Origin of the sequence: Algoriphagus iocasae (assembly GCF_014206875.1) — a bacterium.
GTDB classification, from domain to species: domain Bacteria; phylum Bacteroidota; class Bacteroidia; order Cytophagales; family Cyclobacteriaceae; genus Algoriphagus; species Algoriphagus iocasae.
Window position 1 is genome coordinate 1,261,936 of record NZ_JACIJO010000001.1, and the last position, 17,186, is coordinate 1,279,121.

The 17,186-nt window shown below is 38.3% G+C and carries 17 protein-coding genes; 3 read left to right on the forward strand and 14 right to left on the reverse strand.

Features of this window, described 5'->3' with window-relative positions:
- Positions 1–43: 43 nt before the first annotated feature.
- From prfB to FHS59_RS05575, 10 genes are all read right to left on the reverse strand, one after another.
- A protein-coding gene (gene prfB / locus FHS59_RS05530) for a peptide chain release factor 2 (RefSeq protein ID WP_184493762.1) occupies positions 44–1,145 on the reverse strand; the annotation gives its coding sequence in 2 pieces (ribosomal slippage) (positions 44–1,084 and positions 1,086–1,145; 1,101 coding nt in all).
- Positions 1,146–1,212: 67 nt separating this feature from the next.
- Complete coding sequence (locus FHS59_RS05535) at positions 1,213–1,719, reverse strand: hypothetical protein (RefSeq protein ID WP_184493764.1); 507 nt, start codon at positions 1,717–1,719, stop codon at positions 1,213–1,215.
- A 91-nt stretch (positions 1,720–1,810) separates the two neighbouring features.
- Positions 1,811–2,878 (reverse strand): branched-chain amino acid aminotransferase, encoded by a 1,068-nt coding sequence (locus tag FHS59_RS05540; protein ID WP_184493766.1) that lies wholly within the window; start codon positions 2,876–2,878, stop codon positions 1,811–1,813.
- Between the two features lie 42 nt (positions 2,879–2,920).
- Positions 2,921–3,469, reverse strand: coding sequence for a cob(I)yrinic acid a,c-diamide adenosyltransferase (locus FHS59_RS05545; RefSeq protein WP_184493768.1), 549 nt, complete (start codon positions 3,467–3,469; stop codon positions 2,921–2,923).
- Positions 3,470–3,527: 58 nt separating this feature from the next.
- Positions 3,528–4,244: an ABC transporter ATP-binding protein gene (locus FHS59_RS05550; protein WP_184493770.1), complete on the reverse strand. Its 717-nt coding sequence runs from the start codon at positions 4,242–4,244 to the stop codon at positions 3,528–3,530.
- An 86-nt stretch (positions 4,245–4,330) separates the two neighbouring features.
- On the reverse strand, positions 4,331–7,108 hold the full coding sequence (locus FHS59_RS05555) for a tetratricopeptide repeat protein (protein ID WP_184493772.1): 2,778 nt from the start codon (positions 7,106–7,108) through the stop codon (positions 4,331–4,333).
- A complete protein-coding gene (gene gatC / locus FHS59_RS05560; RefSeq protein ID WP_184493774.1) occupies positions 7,108–7,395 on the reverse strand; it encodes an Asp-tRNA(Asn)/Glu-tRNA(Gln) amidotransferase subunit GatC in 288 nt (95 codons plus the stop codon). Before gatC ends, FHS59_RS05555 begins: the two co-directional genes overlap by 1 nt.
- A 54-nt stretch (positions 7,396–7,449) precedes the next feature.
- Complete coding sequence (locus tag FHS59_RS05565) at positions 7,450–8,193, reverse strand: lysophospholipid acyltransferase family protein (RefSeq protein ID WP_184493776.1); 744 nt, start codon at positions 8,191–8,193, stop codon at positions 7,450–7,452.
- A complete protein-coding gene (locus tag FHS59_RS05570; protein ID WP_184493778.1) occupies positions 8,186–8,563 on the reverse strand; it encodes a globin domain-containing protein in 378 nt (125 codons plus the stop codon). The genes FHS59_RS05565 and FHS59_RS05570 overlap by 8 nt, the downstream gene beginning before the upstream one ends.
- Before the next feature lie 28 nt (positions 8,564–8,591).
- The gene (locus FHS59_RS05575; protein WP_184493780.1) at positions 8,592–9,941 is read right to left on the reverse strand and encodes an NfeD family protein; all 1,350 of its coding nucleotides are present in this window, start codon (positions 9,939–9,941) and stop codon (positions 8,592–8,594) included.
- 333 nt (positions 9,942–10,274) lie between these two features.
- Between FHS59_RS05575 and FHS59_RS05580 the strand changes: the two genes are divergently transcribed.
- The 3 genes from FHS59_RS05580 to FHS59_RS05590 all read left to right on the forward strand — a co-directional run bounded on the left by FHS59_RS05580 (position 10,275) and on the right by FHS59_RS05590 (position 12,818).
- Entirely contained in the window at positions 10,275–11,381 is a 1,107-nt protein-coding gene (locus tag FHS59_RS05580) for a DPBB and LysM peptidoglycan-binding domain-containing protein (protein ID WP_246388311.1), read from the forward strand.
- Between the two features lie 115 nt (positions 11,382–11,496).
- On the forward strand, positions 11,497–12,051 hold the full coding sequence (locus FHS59_RS05585) for a hypothetical protein (RefSeq protein WP_184493784.1): 555 nt from the start codon (positions 11,497–11,499) through the stop codon (positions 12,049–12,051).
- Complete coding sequence (locus FHS59_RS05590; RefSeq protein ID WP_184493786.1) at positions 12,051–12,818, forward strand: TIGR02757 family protein; 768 nt, start codon at positions 12,051–12,053, stop codon at positions 12,816–12,818. Before FHS59_RS05585 ends, FHS59_RS05590 begins: the two co-directional genes overlap by 1 nt.
- An 18-nt stretch (positions 12,819–12,836) precedes the next feature.
- On the opposite strand, the gene FHS59_RS05595 is transcribed toward FHS59_RS05590, so the two are convergent.
- The 4 genes from FHS59_RS05595 to FHS59_RS05610 all read right to left on the reverse strand — a co-directional run bounded on the left by FHS59_RS05595 (position 12,837) and on the right by FHS59_RS05610 (position 17,166).
- Positions 12,837–13,259: a hypothetical protein gene (locus FHS59_RS05595; protein WP_184493788.1), complete on the reverse strand. Its 423-nt coding sequence runs from the start codon at positions 13,257–13,259 to the stop codon at positions 12,837–12,839.
- A 53-nt stretch (positions 13,260–13,312) separates the two neighbouring features.
- Positions 13,313–14,530: an ATP-grasp domain-containing protein gene (locus FHS59_RS05600; protein WP_184493790.1), complete on the reverse strand. Its 1,218-nt coding sequence runs from the start codon at positions 14,528–14,530 to the stop codon at positions 13,313–13,315.
- A 2-nt stretch (positions 14,531–14,532) separates the two neighbouring features.
- The gene (locus tag FHS59_RS05605; protein WP_184493792.1) at positions 14,533–15,951 is read right to left on the reverse strand and encodes a leucyl aminopeptidase family protein; all 1,419 of its coding nucleotides are present in this window, start codon (positions 15,949–15,951) and stop codon (positions 14,533–14,535) included.
- A gap of 87 nt (positions 15,952–16,038) precedes the next feature.
- A complete protein-coding gene (locus tag FHS59_RS05610; RefSeq protein ID WP_184493794.1) occupies positions 16,039–17,166 on the reverse strand; it encodes an alpha/beta hydrolase in 1,128 nt (375 codons plus the stop codon).
- Positions 17,167–17,186: the final 20 nt, after the last annotated feature.

Below are 17,186 nucleotides of genomic sequence, written 5' to 3' on the forward strand. Positions count from 1 at the left end.
GACCCTAAAATTAAATTGGCCAGATAATTATCTGGCCAATTTCTTAATCATTATTTGCAGCTTCTTCGCTTTGGGCTAAAAGATAAGCTTTCATAAACTCATTTAGACCGCCGTCAAGTACATGTTGAGTATCAGAAGTTTCATGTCCTGTTCTAGCATCTTTTACCAATTTGTAAGGATGTAAAACGTAATTTCTGATCTGCGATCCAAAATCAACTCTCAGTTTTGAGGATTCGATTTTCGCGATTTCAGCATTTCTTTTTTCTACTTCCAATTGGTAAAGTCGAGACTTCAACATTTGCATCGCCTTCTCTCTATTGGCAAGCTGGGATCTTTCAATCTGACAAACTACCACTATTCCGGTTGGTTTGTGAGTCAGCTGAACTTTCGTCTCCACTTTGTTTACATTTTGACCTCCGGCACCACCTGATCGGGAAGTGTGAAGTTCGATATCAGCGGGATTGATGTCAATCTCGATGGAATCATCCACTTCTGGATAGGCGTAAACTGAAGCAAAAGAAGTATGTCGTCTTCCTCCTGAATCAAAAGGTGAAATTCTGACTAATCGGTGAACACCAGTTTCGGATTTCAGAAAACCATATGCCAATGGACCTTCAAATTCCAATGTACAGGATTTAATTCCTGCCACATCTCCTTGCTGAACGTCTACTTCACGCACTTTGTAACCATTTTTTTCTCCCCACATGATATACATTCTCATGAGGATGGAGGCCCAATCGTTACTTTCCGTACCACCTGCTCCTGGGTTGATTTCCAAAACAGCATTGAGTTGATCCTCTTCCGAAGAAAGCATTTTCTTCAGTTCGAGTTCTTCCACTACATTTTTTGCTTTTTGGTATTCAGCCTTGATTTCTTCTTCAGATACTTCGTCTGCACTGTAGAATTCATACAATACATCTAAATCACCGATGATTTTATCAAGGTTTTCGTAAGCGGTAGTCCAGGTCTTTCGAGCCTGTATCTGTTTCATGGTTTTTTCTGCCTCTTCTGGGTTGTTCCAAAAGTCAGGCTGGGCCGAAACGGCCTCTAAATCTTCTATCTCTACTTTCTTACGATCGTAGTCAAAGATACCTCCTTAAAGCCGAGGTACGAGCTTTCAAGTCTTTCAGTTGTTCTGAAGTCATCTGTCTAGTTGTAAAATTTGAGTGGCAAAATTCCGAAAAAAAATCTGTTAATGCTAAAGGATTTCGATTAATCCATACGCATCATGACTATTTGAATATGATTTCTTCCTTGATGTTTGAATGTCTTATAGAGTAAAGGTAACATAGCCAGACCTGTACCTAATAGAATTGCAGAAGTGACCCCAACTCCTTTATCTACAGAAATTTCACCATCATGATACAGGCTATTGATCATATCGACAGATACCAGAATAATTCCAGATCCTAAGACCAATGTGTTCAAAGCTCTTAGTGTTCTGTTTCTTTTATCTTTTTGTCTGATATCCACCTCGACAATGTCTAGGGGAGAAATGATGTTTTCGCTCATGTAGATATAATCCTGGTCTACTTTCTCGATAACATCAGTGATGAAATATCCGATTTTTTTGCTCTTATAAGTTATCTCTTCACCGGGATAATACCGGATTTGAGATTTTTGATTAGCTCCACGTTTTAAAAGAATAAAATCTCTCGACTGCGCATGAGTAAGAAAAGATAGCGTGATCAAAAAAGAAAAAAGTAAGAGCTTTTTCATTAAGTCTAAATAACTAATTAACGAGGTTAAATTAGAAACTTTTTAATTTCTTTTAATAAAAAAAGCGGGAATTAACATTTCCCGCTTTCGTTTATATTTTGATGATCCAGTGATGAGGATCTTCAATCGAACCATATTTAATCCCATCCAATTCCGCTAACACTCTGTGAGAGAATGCGTCAGCTGGCTTTTGAGGAAGGATATAATCTTTTCCATTAACTTGAATTCTTTCGATATGTGCAATCGTTGCAGCAGTACCGGTTCCGAAAGCTTCTTCTAATGTACCTTCTATCAAAGCAGTCTCAAGCTCAGAAACGGTTAAGAATCGCTCTTCAACAGGCTGATTCCAGTCTTTTGCAAGCTGGAGCACAGAATTTCTGGTGATACCTTTTAGGATAGTTCCGGAGTTGATTGGAGCAGTAATGATTGTTCCGTTGATTTTGAACATCACATTCATGGTACCGCTTTCTTCTATTTTGCTGTGGCTTTTTCCATCTGTCCAAAGTAATTGGTCATAGCCAGCTTTCTGAGCTCTTAATGCAGGATAAAGAGAAGCAGCATAGTTACCTGCAGTTTTGGCAGCACCAGTTCCTCCTTCTGTTGCTCTTGTAAATTCAGTTTCTACTTTTACACTTACAGGTTTGGAGTAGTAATTTCCAACCGGACAAGTGAAAATGATGAATTTGTATGTTTCAGACGGTTTAACCCCGATGTAATTATCCATGGCAAACATGTATGGTCTGATATAAAGGGATGAACCTTTTGCGTGAGGCACCCAATCTTTATCCAATTCAAGAAGTTGGACCAAGCCTTCCATAAAAATTTCTTCAGGAATTGAAGGCATACACATTCTTTCGGCAGACTCATTCATTCTAGACCAATTGGCATCTGCTCTAAAGACTAAAACTTCTCCCTCTTCATTTCTGTACGCTTTTAATCCTTCAAAAATAGATTGGCCATAATGCAAGGTGGCATTTGCAGGGCTTAGCTCTAAGGGAGCGAAAGGCTCGATTCTTAGATCTGTCCATTCTCCATTTTTGTAATCAGCCACAAACATGTGATCGCTGATTGTTTTACCGAAAACAAGATTTGAAAAATCTGTTTCTGGCAATCTTGATTTCTTGGTAGAAACTACCGGAATGGCAAGTGATGTTTTCATAAGTTATGCCTTTAACTGGTACAACCAGCGTAATTTACGATGTTATTTCCGAGGCTTCCAGGTGGTTTCCTCAACTCCTAATTCTTGACCCATAGCTCTTCCCAAAACAAAAAGGAAGTCCGAAAGTCTATTCAAATATTGAATAACCAAGTCGGAAACCTGCTCAAAAGACGCAAGTTCGACTGTAATTCTTTCTGCTCTTCTACAAACAGTTCTTGCCAGATGGCAAAATGAAACTGATTGATGCCCGCCAGGTAAGATAAATGCTGTCAATGGAGGAAGTGATTCTTCCATTTTGTCCATTTCTAACTCTAGCATCGCAATATCCTCGAAATGCAAATCAGGTTTTTTTACATTTTCCTTGCCTGGGACAGTTGCGAGATCTGCACCAATTGTAAATAACCTGTCTTGAATTTCTTTTAATAAATCTGCCCGGTCTTGATTGACGTCTTGATCTCGAAGCAATCCTATGTAGGAATTTAACTCATCAATCGTTCCGTATGCATCAATTCTTAAATCAGATTTAGGAACTCGTAACCCACCTAACAGTGAAGTTATTCCCTTGTCTCCGGTTTTAGTATAGATTTTCATCGGTACGCGTTTGATGTTCCGACAAAAATAAGAATCTATTTCTAAAAAAAAGGGAATATTAGGCGTGCATCGCGATTCCTCTGGTAGGATTTGGGTTGATTGTATCAGATTCTACCAATCCATCTCTTAATCTGACGATTCGATGGGCATAATGTGCGATATCATCTTCGTGAGTTACCATGATGATGGTATTACCTTTTGAATGTAATTCATGGAAAAGCTCCATGATTTCATAGGAAGTTTTGGAGTCTAGGTTACCAGTAGGCTCATCGGCCAAAATGATACTTGGATCATTTACCAAAGCACGGGCAATAGCAACTCTCTGTCTTTGACCACCTGATAGTTCATTTGGTTTGTGCTTGGTTCTTTCTCCCAAACCCACATTGGAAAGTGCCTGAAATGCACGCTCCTCACGTTCTTCTTTCCCAAAACCTGCATAAACTAATGGCAACGCTACATTTTCAAGACAAGATGCTCTTGGTAACAAATTGAACGTTTGGAAAACGAAGCCAATCTCTTTGTTTCTGATTTCCGCCAATTCATTTTCACTCATATCACTGGCATCTTTATTATTCAGAATATATGTTCCTGAAGTAGGGGTATCCAGACAACCTATGATGTTCATCAAGGTGGATTTACCAGAACCAGATGGTCCCATAAATGCGACATATTCACCTCTGTCAACCGTAATAGAGACAGATTTTAGAGCTTGAATAATTTCAGCTCCCATTTTATATGTTTTGTTGATTTCGTGGGTTTCTATAACTCTGGTCATGAAAATAAAATTTTGCTTAAGATAAGACTTGTCTTTGATATAATTAAAAGTAGTCAAGTGAAATTACGTGAAATCATTTAACTGGTTCAAAAATCCAGCTCTTCCAACTCTGATTCGAGTACCCAAGCTTTCATTTCTTCTAAAGCATCATCGGCATAGTTATCCAGATTTATTCTTTTGGCGGCTTGAATCTTACGTATCCAAAGAAGCGGATCATGATTAAACTGGGACATTTCGTTGAGTAATTCATACTGCTCCAGCGGGTCTTCGACTCTTTCTGCAGCAGCCAAAACCAATGGAGTTAAGTATGGATTTGCCGTTAAATCCTCACTTACATTGAGCCATTTTCTAAATGCCTCCAAAGACTGTGGATTTTGCCAATTTGGATCCGATAAAAAAGCAGATAGGTTCGGGTCCGAATCCATTTTTCCATTTAAGTAACTACCTATTTCCTCTATTAAATCTTTTTGTAAACCATGAGATTTATGCGCCAAAAGCCTAATTGCTAAATCAGTTTTTAATTCAGAATCAGGGAATTCTTTCCAAGTCTCATAAAGTTTTGATGGGAATGATTCTAAAAACCGAGTAATGACTTTCAAGTAATTCTGAGTTACGCTGGTGCTATCTCTGAGATACGATGGAAGAATGACATCATATTTTTGTCTGATTTCCTCCGCATTTCCATTAAAACCTGATAAAACCAACAAGGATAAATGATGTGGTTGAAATGCTTTGAATCCTTTTTCTTCTGCAACGATCAACTCTCTGGCGGCTTTTCTGAAGTCCAGATTTTGAGCGAGAACCTGAGCGGATAAACTCAAGTAATACCCGGCAGATCCAGGGTTTCTAAATGCCAATCCATTCAGATTTTTTATAGCCTCAGACACCCGACCTGCTCCTAAACTTCTGATAGTGCCGGTTTCCTGCATATCCATCAGATATTCAGTCATGAAAGGTTCTTTGGAAAGGCTATCTAAAAACTCCAAGTCTTCTCGTGGATCTGATCTGTCTCTATCAGAGAACAAATTTCTCCAACCAGCCTGAATTAACATTGGACTAGATTCCGATTTCAATTTAGACTGAATGTCTGAGCGCAGTTTTTCAACCGAGAAATTCGCATAAGCATTATTGCTTGCCACTAGGTTAATCTGACCAATAAGATCTGATGGACTATCGGGGTTCTCTTCTTTCTGGCCTAATTTTGTTCTAATCGCATGAAGGTTAGAGATCAAGATTTCATTGTCTTGATTGTTTTCGAGTATAGCAATAGCATCCTCAGGTTGGTTTACTTTGATGTAAAACAGCGCCAGATTATTTACTAAATGAGGCTCATTTGGGAAAAAACTTAATCCATTTTCCAGATAATAGATCGATTCAAAGATTTTATTCTCTCTATGAAGTCGATTGCTTAACAAAATGATATTGTCTACCTGAGGATATTCTGCAAAGCTTTCTTCTAAATGTTGCTTGGCCAATGAAGGCTGATTCAGTTGGAATAAAAGTTGGGCTGTCAGGTTCTTTGCTTTTTGATTCTTCCTGTATTTTGCCCAAGAATTTTCGTAAAGGATGCTGGCTTCAAGTTTTTGATCAGTTTGATAATAATAATCTCCCAAAATATTATTAGTCATGGCATTCAGCTGGACGGAAATGATGCCTTCTGCATAAATGGTCAATACCAAAATGGCCATCAAACCACCGATTCGAAGGTGGTAATAAGGAAGAGAATAAGGTTTGTAAAGGATTTCATCAATGGCTTTTCCAGAATCCATGATAGATAGGAAATTGCTGAAAAGGTAGATGATGAAAAACATCGAAAATCCGATTTGACTGTAAAGAAAGACATGTTTCAGTAATTCTTCACCAGGCTGATTTCCCGAGATTATTAACTTTGAGCATAACCAAAGAACCATCCCAAAACCCAGCAATTGAAGCATTTTAAGGATGCTTGATCCTGCTGCTAGATTTGGAACTTGTTTGATTTTACTATCCAGAGAAAACCAACCTAAAATACCTACCGGGAAAATCAACAACAGTGGAGAAAATCCGAAAAATGCATTCGGAAGATCGCCACTTGTTTCCATAAAAAGGAGAAACAAGCTGGCAAGATATCCTAAGGAAATGAGGGCAATTTGCCATGATATTTTCATTCCCACGTTTCTATTGATTCTGCTCAATAAAATATAGGAGCCAGAAACGAAGCTATGACCATTCCAAAAAATCCAAGCAATGCTCAATCCAAAGCCCAAAACAGTGGAGTATTCAGAGATATACAATAATGGGTTTTCAATTGGGCTAAGGGAAGTTAAAACGAATATTGCCCCAGCAAAACTAAGTGCGGTAACCAGCCATTTTAGAAGAAAGGAAAGGTTTTGTCCCCAAATATGGAATCCGATTACTGGCAGCAATGAACCTGCTAAAACAATGATAAGTGGAATATTAGCTCCGGCACCGCCAATATTGAGGCCATTGAAATTACAGAGGGTGAGTAATACTATCCAGCCAATTCCTCCTGCGACGATTGCCATTTTTTTAAATTCTGTCAGCATTGTCAGAAATGAGACTGAAATCAAAAAGACTAGAACCACAAAGAAATAAGATTCAGTAATCAGAAAAGGACTTGGAAGAGAATGGAATTCTTGAAAAACAAGATAATTATCGATGTTGATGGGAAATGAAATCGGTCCAATCTGCACCCAATCAAAAGGTACAATGATTCTGTCTAGAAAGGTGGCACTTTCGATGACTCGGTAAGGTGATGGCTGGAATAATAAATAATAAAGCGCAAAAAGCCCTCCAGCTATGATCAGTAGGAGGGCAGCGATTTTTTTGAAGGAAATGGGAATAGCAGTGTTTTTTTGGTTCATTACTCCAATACTTTCGGAACTCTGAAGTAATCAGCATCTCTTTTTGGAGCATTTTTCAGTCCAGCTTCATGATCTAAATGAACTCCTTTGATGTCCTCGCGCATGTCATTTACCTCAGAAGACATGGTTGTCAAAGGTTCCACATTCTCTGTTTCAACTTCATTTAATTGCTCCACCCAATCGAGGATTTGGCTCATGTCTTGGGACATTTTTTCAGCACTGTTTTCATCAAATTCCAATCGTGCCAAATGCGAGATCTTCTTGATCGTGGTTTTATCGATTTTCATGCAGTAATAATTTAAATCGAGAGGTTGATCCGTCTTAATTTCGAAGAGTAATGTTTACCCTTGATTTAATAGGATTTTCTCATCGCTTTTTAATTGACTTTGGATAACCTCAAAGCATTTTTGCCTTAAACTATCCTCAGTATCTTCTTCTGTCGGCAAAATGGCTTTATGCAAGACCATTTTAGCTGGCCTCCAATTTAGCAATAACTTCCCGTCATCGGGCAAAATTAGATGATTATAAGATAAGGTGACAGGGATAATGGGGATTTGTTTGGAAATGGAAAGCTTAAATGCTCCATTCTTGAATGGTACCATTTCCGGTGGATTTTTGGTATAAATCCCACCTTCTGGAAAAATTACTAATCCACTTCCATTGTCCAAGGCTTCAAAAGACCTTTTCATAGTTTCGGCTCTGCTTTTTAATCGATCCCGATCAACGGCGATATGAAGTTGCTTGAAATAATATCCAAAAAGAGGTGCTTTCCTGATTGAAGCTTTCCCGACAAACTGTACATCTCCAGGAATGAACCCCATCATTGGGATATCCAGATAACTGAAATGATTGGCTAAATAAATATAAGGTTGGCCTTTTTTGGGGTTTGCTTCATTGATGATTTTGACGGGCAAAAAAATCAGTGTGAAATATACTCTCGCCCAATATCGATTGATTTTTCGACCGAATTTCTTACATCCGGGTATCCAAATACAAAGAAGAATAAAGGGAAAAATAAGAATAAAACTCAGTGCGAAAAGAAGGCCTGCATACCCTGAATAAATCCTTCTAAGTAGATTATTCATGATTGATCATATGGTTTGCAACCTTGATAAAATACCCCAGCATCAGTTCCTTGATATTTGGATCTAGGTTAAGTTGGTCCATTGCCGTCATCATGGCATTTAACCAATGATTTCGCATGGATCCATCTATTTTCCATTTTAAATGCCTCATTCTTAACCGTGGATGACCTCTTTGTTCAGAATAGGTTTGGGGTCCTCCAAAAACCTGAAGCAAAAATAGAAAAAGACGCTCCTCTGCCGGCTCCAGATTTTCTTCAGGATAAAGCCTTCGGAGCTCGTCATTCTTTTTTACTTCGATATAAAATAAATGTGTTAACTGTCTGATTTGATCTTCACCGATCAATTCGTAAACAGATTGAAATGGATTCATGGCGCAAACTTAAGGAATTCCAAAAAGTTTATGCCTCTGATTTTTTTACTTTTAAGGATGTTCCTTCCGTAGATATCACGATGATGGATTCGCCTTTGTCTACAAATTCTCCTCTAGAAAAAGCATCATAAATTTCCCCTTCGATTTCTACCTTTCCACTAGGTCTTAATCTTGAGTGAACTTTTCCAGTTTTTCCCAAAAGGCTGTCAGAATAAAAACTGGAAGTATAACCTGCCTGTCTCTGCTGGGTCTCTGCTAAAGAGATTGCGCTGAATGCTTTCCACTCATTGACTTTAGGCGTAAGCCAAAACACAATTCCCACAGAAGCAATGGCCGCTAAAATGACTGTCAATAAAGCGGCAAATAAATCTGCAGCTGGAACAAAATCGAAGTCGAAATTCTGGTTGGGAAGCATTCCCAAAACCAGCCCTGCCAAAATGCAGATGATTCCCAAAATCCCGAAAACTCCAAATCCGGGAATAACAAACAGTTCTAAAGCAAGGAGGACAATGCCGATAATGAAAACGATGATTTCCCAGTTTTCAGCCAAGCCATTTAAATAATACGGAGTGAAATAGAGAATGACGGAAATGATTGATGCAAGTATTGGGAATCCAACCCCTGGAGTTTGAAGTTCGAAGTAAATTCCTCCGATAATTATCAGAATCAAGAAACCGCTGATAGCCGGGTTTAGAAAAAATGCGATTATCTGTTCAACTAATTCAGTTTCATAAACAGTTAATTCTGAGTCAGCTAAGCCTAATCCACTGATGAGATCGTTGATAGATTTATATTCCCCATCGCAAAAGCCATATTTCTCAGCTTCCGAAACAGAAAATGTAATCACGGATCCCGCCTCACTGATTCCTTCGATTTCAATTTTTTCATCCACCATAGCTTCTGCAATCTTGGGGTCTCTCCCTTTTGCTTCTGCAGTACTTCGCATCATGGATCTCATGTAGGATTGGTATTTGTCTGGTGCAGCTGCCCCGTCCACGCCATTTACCACTGTAGCCGCTCCAATGCTTCCGCCAGGAGCCATATAAATTTTATCGCAAGCGATAGAAATCAATGCGCCTGCAGAGGCTGCATCTTTATTGATGAAAACATAAACTGGGATCGGAGATTCCAGAATCATCGTTCGAATGTCATCCGCATCATTTACAGCACCTCCATAGGTATCCATCTCTATGATGATTAAATCAGCTTCTTCTTTTTGGGCTTTTTCCAAAGCAAGTTTCACTCTTCTGTTCATGGCAGGATCGATGTCCTTGTCAATTTTAAAAGAGAAAATGGATTCTATCTCTGGCTCCTGGGCAAGTAAAATCATTGGAGAAACCAGAAATAAAGCCAATAGAAGGAAATGGATGGTTTTCATATTCATAATTACGCAAATGCTCAGAAAATATACGAAAAGGTGTCGAAATCCTTTTTATTCTTTGTTCGGAGCCAATCCTGAATTTTGATTTTGCTTTGATTCATTCTGGTTTTCAAAACCATTTGGGAATGTTTTTTTGATTTGGGACAAAAACTGATTTTAGGATCAGGATTTTAACTTAATTTCTAGCATAATTCTTGTTTCCTCTACTAATCGAAATTAATCTTGTATTTAAGAATACATTTATATTCAATCCCAACATTTACTATGATTTTCGGATCAAAATCCCACTTAGTTTTATTTTCTGGTTTACTATTTTCTACTAATATTTCAATGGCAAATGGCCTGGATAAAATAGATTCAGTAGGAGTGGAGAAGGTAGGAGATAAAACCTATATTCTTCATGCTGTGGAGCCAAAGGAAACCTTGTTTGGAATTAGCAGAAGGTATGCAGCACCAGTAAGCGAAATAATTGAGTCTAATGAAGTTCTTAAACAAGGCTTGAAGATTGGACAGACTATTCGAGTTCCCTACATCGCAAAATCTGAAATTCCTGACGGAGCAAGTCTTCATAAGGTAGCTCCAGGGGAAACATTGTTTTCGATTTCAAAAAAATATAATACCTCCGTCAGTGAGGTGATGCAATGGAATGATTTGAAAGGAAATGATCTCAGCGTAGGTCAGGCTCTGATTATCAAAAAGCCAGTAGCAGTAGCTGAACAACCTAAAGAGGAACCAACACCTGCCAAGGAAACTCCAAGTCCTCAAGTAGCGGTGGCTACTACTACCGTACCAGCAAAAAAAGAAGTTGTTGAGAAGCCAAAAGAAGTTGCGAAGAAAGAGGAAAAAATGAAACCAGAACCTGTGAAATCTGCGCCTCTTCCTTTGAAAACTGCTGAAAATAGTGTGCCAGTGGCTCCTGGAGAATGGGTTTCACATGAAGTAAAAGCAGGAGAAACGTTGTTTTCTATTGCAAATCAATATCAGGCAAGAGTAGAAGATTTGATCACTTGGAATGCCTTGACTTCAAATAATGTTAGAGTTGGTCAATCCCTCAAAGTTGGTAGAGGTGAAGTTGGTCCATCAACTGTCCCGATTGTAGGAACTCCTAGAGTGGTTTCAAACGTAGAAGAAATGAATGTTCCAGAAAGCGCTGATAACGCTTCAGGAGGATTTAAAAATATCAAAGAAACTGGTCAGGCTGAATTAATCGAAGGGACTGGCGGACACAAAAAATATCTGGTTCTCCACAGAACAGCTCCTGTAGGTACAATAATGAGAATCAAAAACGAGGAAAACGATATCACGATTTTCGCAAGAGTGGTGGGAACTCTTCCAGAAACCGGAGATAACAGTAGATTGGTAATCAAATTATCTCAAGCAGCCTACGATCAACTGAAAGCTGTGAATCCTAGATTCCCGGTTGAGGTAGTCTACTAAAAACTTAAAATAAAATTGAAAAGCCCGGCTCAGTCGGGCTTTTTTTATTGGTCAATTTCCCGATTTTTTTGTTTATCCTTCTATGAAGGCTAATTTTGCAGTAGAATTTTGCCAGATGAATAAAGCCCAACTTATATTTCACCACATTTTCAGGTTCATTTGGAATGCGATCTTTGTCATTTCTTATCCGATCCTAGCGAGTTTTGGGCTGCTTTTTATCGGGCTTACCTATTTGTTTTCACTGATTTCAAAATTCCTGATGCGTATGAAGCCTGAAGGAAGAAAGGTAGTTTTGAAGGATGTAGAATGGGAGCCTCTTCCACTGACCAATGATATTCTTGAAGCGAAATTGCATAAGCAAATCATGTTTGGCCCTTCAGGATATTTGTTGAGAAGAACAGATGGAGTTCCTTCAGTTTTAAATGATTTTGTCTTCGGAAATAAAGTAAGAATTCTCGACGAGGGCTTGATATTGGAAAAGTGGAACAGTACTGATTCTAAAAACTTACCTGATTTTGATATTTGCCTTTATGATCCTGATCGTGATAGTTTGAAATCACTGACCAATATCAAATGTTTTGACTGGCACGTCTCGGAAAAGATTGATAATGAGTTGTCTTTCAAATGGTTTGATGGGACTCAAGGCGGAGAAGTGAAAGTGGCTCTTTGATGCAGGATTTAAAAGGATTTTTAGACAGTAAAGTCGAGCAATACAATCAGCCAAATTTCATCCCGAATGATCCGGTTTCTATTCCTCATCGCTTTTCAAAAAAGCAGGACGTAGAAATTGCAGGGTTTTTTGCCTCCATTTTGGCCTGGGGCCAGCGGAAAACCATCATCAATAAATGTATAGAGCTTTTTCAGATGATGGATAATGCACCTCATGATTTTCTTTTGAACCATCAAGAACATGAGTTAGCGCCATTTTTAAACTTTAAACATCGAACCTTCAACGATATTGATACGCTCTACTTTATTCATTTTTTGAGCTGGTTTTATCAATCGCACGATTCCTTGGAAGAGGCATTTTTGCTGGGATGGAATAAAGAATCTGATGCAATGGGATCGATTTTGACGGAGTTTCACAAGTTCTTTTTCCATCTTCCAGATGCACCTCAAAGAACCAGAAAACATATTGCTACTCCAGCAAGGAAAGCGGCATGTAAGCGGATCAATATGTATCTCAGATGGATGGTGAGAAAGGATGAAAAAGGGGTGGATTTTGGTATCTGGAATAAGATTCAGCCTTCTCAATTGATCTGTCCATGTGATTTACACGTGGATCGGGTAGGGAGGAAGTTAGGACTGATTACAAGGAAACAAACCGATTGGCTTACCGCAATAGAATTGACAGAAAAACTAAGAGAATTTGATCCTGAAGATCCTGTAAAGTATGATTTTGCACTCTTTGGACTTGGAATCGAAGAAAAGTTTTGACAAAAAAAGAAGAGATTTTCAAGACAATTCTATTTTATCCCAATTTTTCACTTCGTTTAAATCAGTTTCAAATTCAATTGATTTATTACCCCCAAAATTAAAATACTCCTTTTTGTAAATTATTTTACTTCCTTCAAACCTTATAGGTTCAATAAAACCTTTATTTGCAATTGAGAGAATAGAGGTTTTTTTTTCAACCAAATCGAATATTAACAAAGCTGTTATTGGTCCATCCTGATATTCAATGGTTAGCCATTCTTGGATAGCTAGATATTTGGATTTTGGATCCCATCTAAAAAATCTACCTACTATTTTGTTTTTAATTTCATTTCCATTGATCGAAAATGAATAATATGTAGGTCCAAATTTTATTTCTCCAATATAATAAAGCTCGATTTTATGTAATCCATTCGGAGACTTATATGGTTGGGATTCATTCATGTTGCATCTAATAAATGCTTTTTGAAAACTTTTGGGTTTTTAAGGGGTTGTTTTTAATGAAATTTCTTCAATTCTGGAGCATCAGCAACAGTAGAAATACCATCGGATAAGCGAGATGCATAATTGTCTAGAAGTTCAAGAATTCGTTCAGCTTTTTTCGATTTCACTATTAGTCCTGCATGATAATCAAGTGGAACTCTGAAATACACTTCCTCATCATCAAAACTACTTAAATCAGGATGCTGCACATTGGCTAGTGTCAAAACGATCCCTGCATAATTTTTACTGACTTTTGGGAGTTTATAAGTAAGTTTTTTACCTAAATGATCTTCAATTTTGGCCCATTCTGCCCAAAGATTCAAACCTGTTGCAGCTTCCACCATTTCTGCCAAATGTGCACCTCCTACACGGGATGATGTTTCTAGAAAATAGATTTCCCCATCTTCTTTGCATTTAATAAACTCTGTATGGGTTGCCCCAGATTTCATCCCGAAAGCTTTCATAATGGCATTATTCGCATTTTTGATCGCTTTATCATCTTCAGAATTATAAGGAATGTTGGCACTTCTGAAGATTCCGCCACCTTGTGAAATTTCCATCGGTGTTGCCAAATATCTAGACACACAGCAAAATAAGTTTTTTCCTTCAAGTTGGAGTCCATCAGCATGATATACATCGCCGGGTTTAAACTGCTCGACCAAATAGTAAAGTCTATTTTCTCCCAGTTCATGAATCTTATTCCAAAGCGATTCTTTGTCATAAACCTTGATGATCCCATTTGCGGAAGCTTCCGACCTTGGTTTTAATACCCATGGGCCTGAAACATGATCAGCAAAGTGATTGATGTCCTCATCATGAAAAAGCGAAGTGAAAGCAGGAACTTTGATGCCTGCATCTTTTGCTTTCATCCTCATGGCAAGCTTATCTCTGAAATACCTTCCTGTAGTCTGTCCCATTCCTGGAATCCGGAAATGTTCTCTCAGATAAGTAGCCTTTTCAACATCATAATCATCCAGAGAAATGATGCTTTCGATTTTATGGGATTTTAAAAGTCCTCCCACTCCTTTGAGCAGGATTTCCATATCCCAATCCAGATCCTGGCCTGGCATGTAAAAAATCTCATCAATGTATTCAAATGCCCAAGGCTTATCTTTTAGTTTCTCAGAAGTGATCAAGAAAACTCTATTTCCTTCTATTTTCAATTGGGTGAGAAATGCATTTCCTTTAAAAAAATTCGAAATGCAGAGAAAAGTTTTGCCTTGGTTTTCCATACCTATAATTGATTTTCGATGAATTTAAGTAATAAACCCACACCAAAAGCAGTTCCTGATTTAGTTTTGGAAAATTCTGTGTCTCCAAAAGCTACTCCTGCGATATCCATATGAGCCCATTTTGGATGTTCATGAGTAAATGCCTCTAAGAATTTTGCGGCTGTAATCGCTCCTGCGATAGGTTTTCCGTGGTAATTTTTGATATCGGCAATCTCAGAATCCATCTCAGACCTGTAAGCTTCCCAAAGTGGAAGTGGCCATACTTTCTCTCCAGTTGCTAAACCAGCCTCTTGAATAGCTTTTGAAAAAGTATCCTCATTGGCAAACAAAGCTCCACATTCGTATCCAAATGTCCCGACGCTACTTCCAGTCAATGTAGCGAAGTCAATTAATTGATCTGGAGCATAATTTTTCACCATGTAGGAAAGCCCATCTGCCAAGATTAATCTTCCTTCCGCATCGGTATCAATCACTTCGATGCTTAGCCCTGCATGAGATCCAATCACCTCACTTGGAAGATAGGCATCCTTGTCTACCGCATTTTCGACAGAGGGCACAATCGTAGTTAAATTGATAGGTAATTCTAAATCAGCAATTAATTGGGTTGCTGCCAAAACCGCTGCGGCTCCGCCCATATCTGATTTCATGTGAACCATCCCAGCGGTTTTGATATTTAATCCGCCTGTATCGAAGGTTACCCCTTTGCCAACTAGTCCCAGATGGAATTTTGCGTCGGCATGTCGATATTCTAAAATTATGAACTTTGATGGTTTTGCACTGCCTCTGCCAACTGCTAAAAACGCCTTTAAACCTTCTTTTTCGGCTTTTTCTTCATCGAAAACAGTGGTTTTTATTTTCAAGGATTTTGCTTTTTCTTCTGCCCAATTCGCCAAATACTCAGGAGTCAAAACATTGGGAGGTAAATCCACCATTTTAAAACCTTCAATTTTTGCTTTGGCAATCTTAGAAGCTCTGTCAATGATGTTTTTTAATTCTGGTAAACTCGAGTTAACAGAAACGATTAATGCTTCAAAATCCTTTGGTTGTTCTTTCTTGAAAAATGCCAGTGAATAAGCACCCAATTGCAAACCAACAAGTGCTGCTTCCACCATTTCTTGGGTAAACTCCTCAGAGAAATCGATTTTGATTTTATCTTGCACCAATTCCTTATTCTTAGAAAGGATTCTTCTGAAGGATTTATTGATGTCCGAAGTGGAAGGGTTTGTTCCTAAACCAATGAGTAAAATGGTTTGATCATCAGAATCAATGATAAATGTGCTGTCTTTTTTTCCTGCGAAAATGCTGGTTTTGATTTGCCTTTTGACTTTAAACTCAAGAATAGGGGCGAGATAATCCTCTAATACAGGGATGACAATCAAAGAGTTATTTTCTGTTTGATTTTGGTTGATCTGAAATTTCATGAATATTAATTTTTCTTTTCAAAAGACAACCCAAAACCAATTGGGAGGCTTCTCGCTTGTTTATTTTAATAGGCTAGAAAGCCTGTTTTAATCTTCTTTATCACTGTAAAATAGCCATTCGATAGCTTTTGGAAACTCATCACTCCAATATTGCTCTGTGTGTTTTCCTTCCTCATTGATGCTCAACCTCACTTTTACTCTCCCAAGCAAGCTTTCTCTTTTTATGATACGCTTTCTCAATTTAGTCACGTGTTTGACCATCGTCTCACTCTCATCTCCTCCGGCATAGAGATATATTCTTGTTTCCATCGGTTCAAAAAAGTCCAAAAACCCCAGTTTTATTTTTGGAATCACCCAAAGAGATGGTGAGAAAATCATGAGCTTACCAAAGACCTCTGGATAGATCAAACCTGAAAAAATACTGACTAATCCTCCCATCGAACTTCCGCCTATTCCCGTAAACTCTCGTTCGCTTTTGGTTCTAAAAGTTTTGTCGACAAATGGCTTTAAGGTATCCGTAATAAATCGGATATACTCCTTTCCATTACCTTTTCCCAGAATCGTTTTTCCAACATTGTATTCCTGAAGTCTTTCTGATTCTCCATGCTCTATGGCGATGATGATGATTTTTCCAATCCCATAATCAGACATTACTGCCAGTTTTTTATCTATCTGCCAGTTTCCAAACTCACTTTCCTCATTGAATAGATTCTGGGCATCCTGAAGGTATAAAACAGGGTATGACTGATCACTCGTTTCGTAATCATGGGGGAGAAGAGCCCAGATTTTCCGGGTTTTATTTAATTGAGGGATTTCAAATTCCTCAGAAATCAAATGAATTTTAGGCAGCTGGCTAGGACGGTAAGGAAGCCAGTTTTTTCTCCACTTAGCCACCTTTTCCACCTTGCTAGTTTGCTTATCATTCCAAAGACGGTTGGGAGTTTTGTTTCCATACCGATCGATTTCCACCTCAGACCAGTCTCCTTTGGTGAATTTATAAATCAATTCTCCTTTGAATCTCGGTTCGTCTGGAAAGGAGAATTCATATTTTCCTTTTTCCAGTTTTGTCATCAAAAATTGATGATCCTGCGTTTTCCAGTCATTGAAATTGCCGGAAATATAAACTGGGCGATCATCATCTTGGGGAGTCTGAAGAATGATTTTTCTGCCAGTATTGATTTTTTTATCGATGGATGATTTTACTTCTGAACTCATATACTTGGGTGATTTTGGCT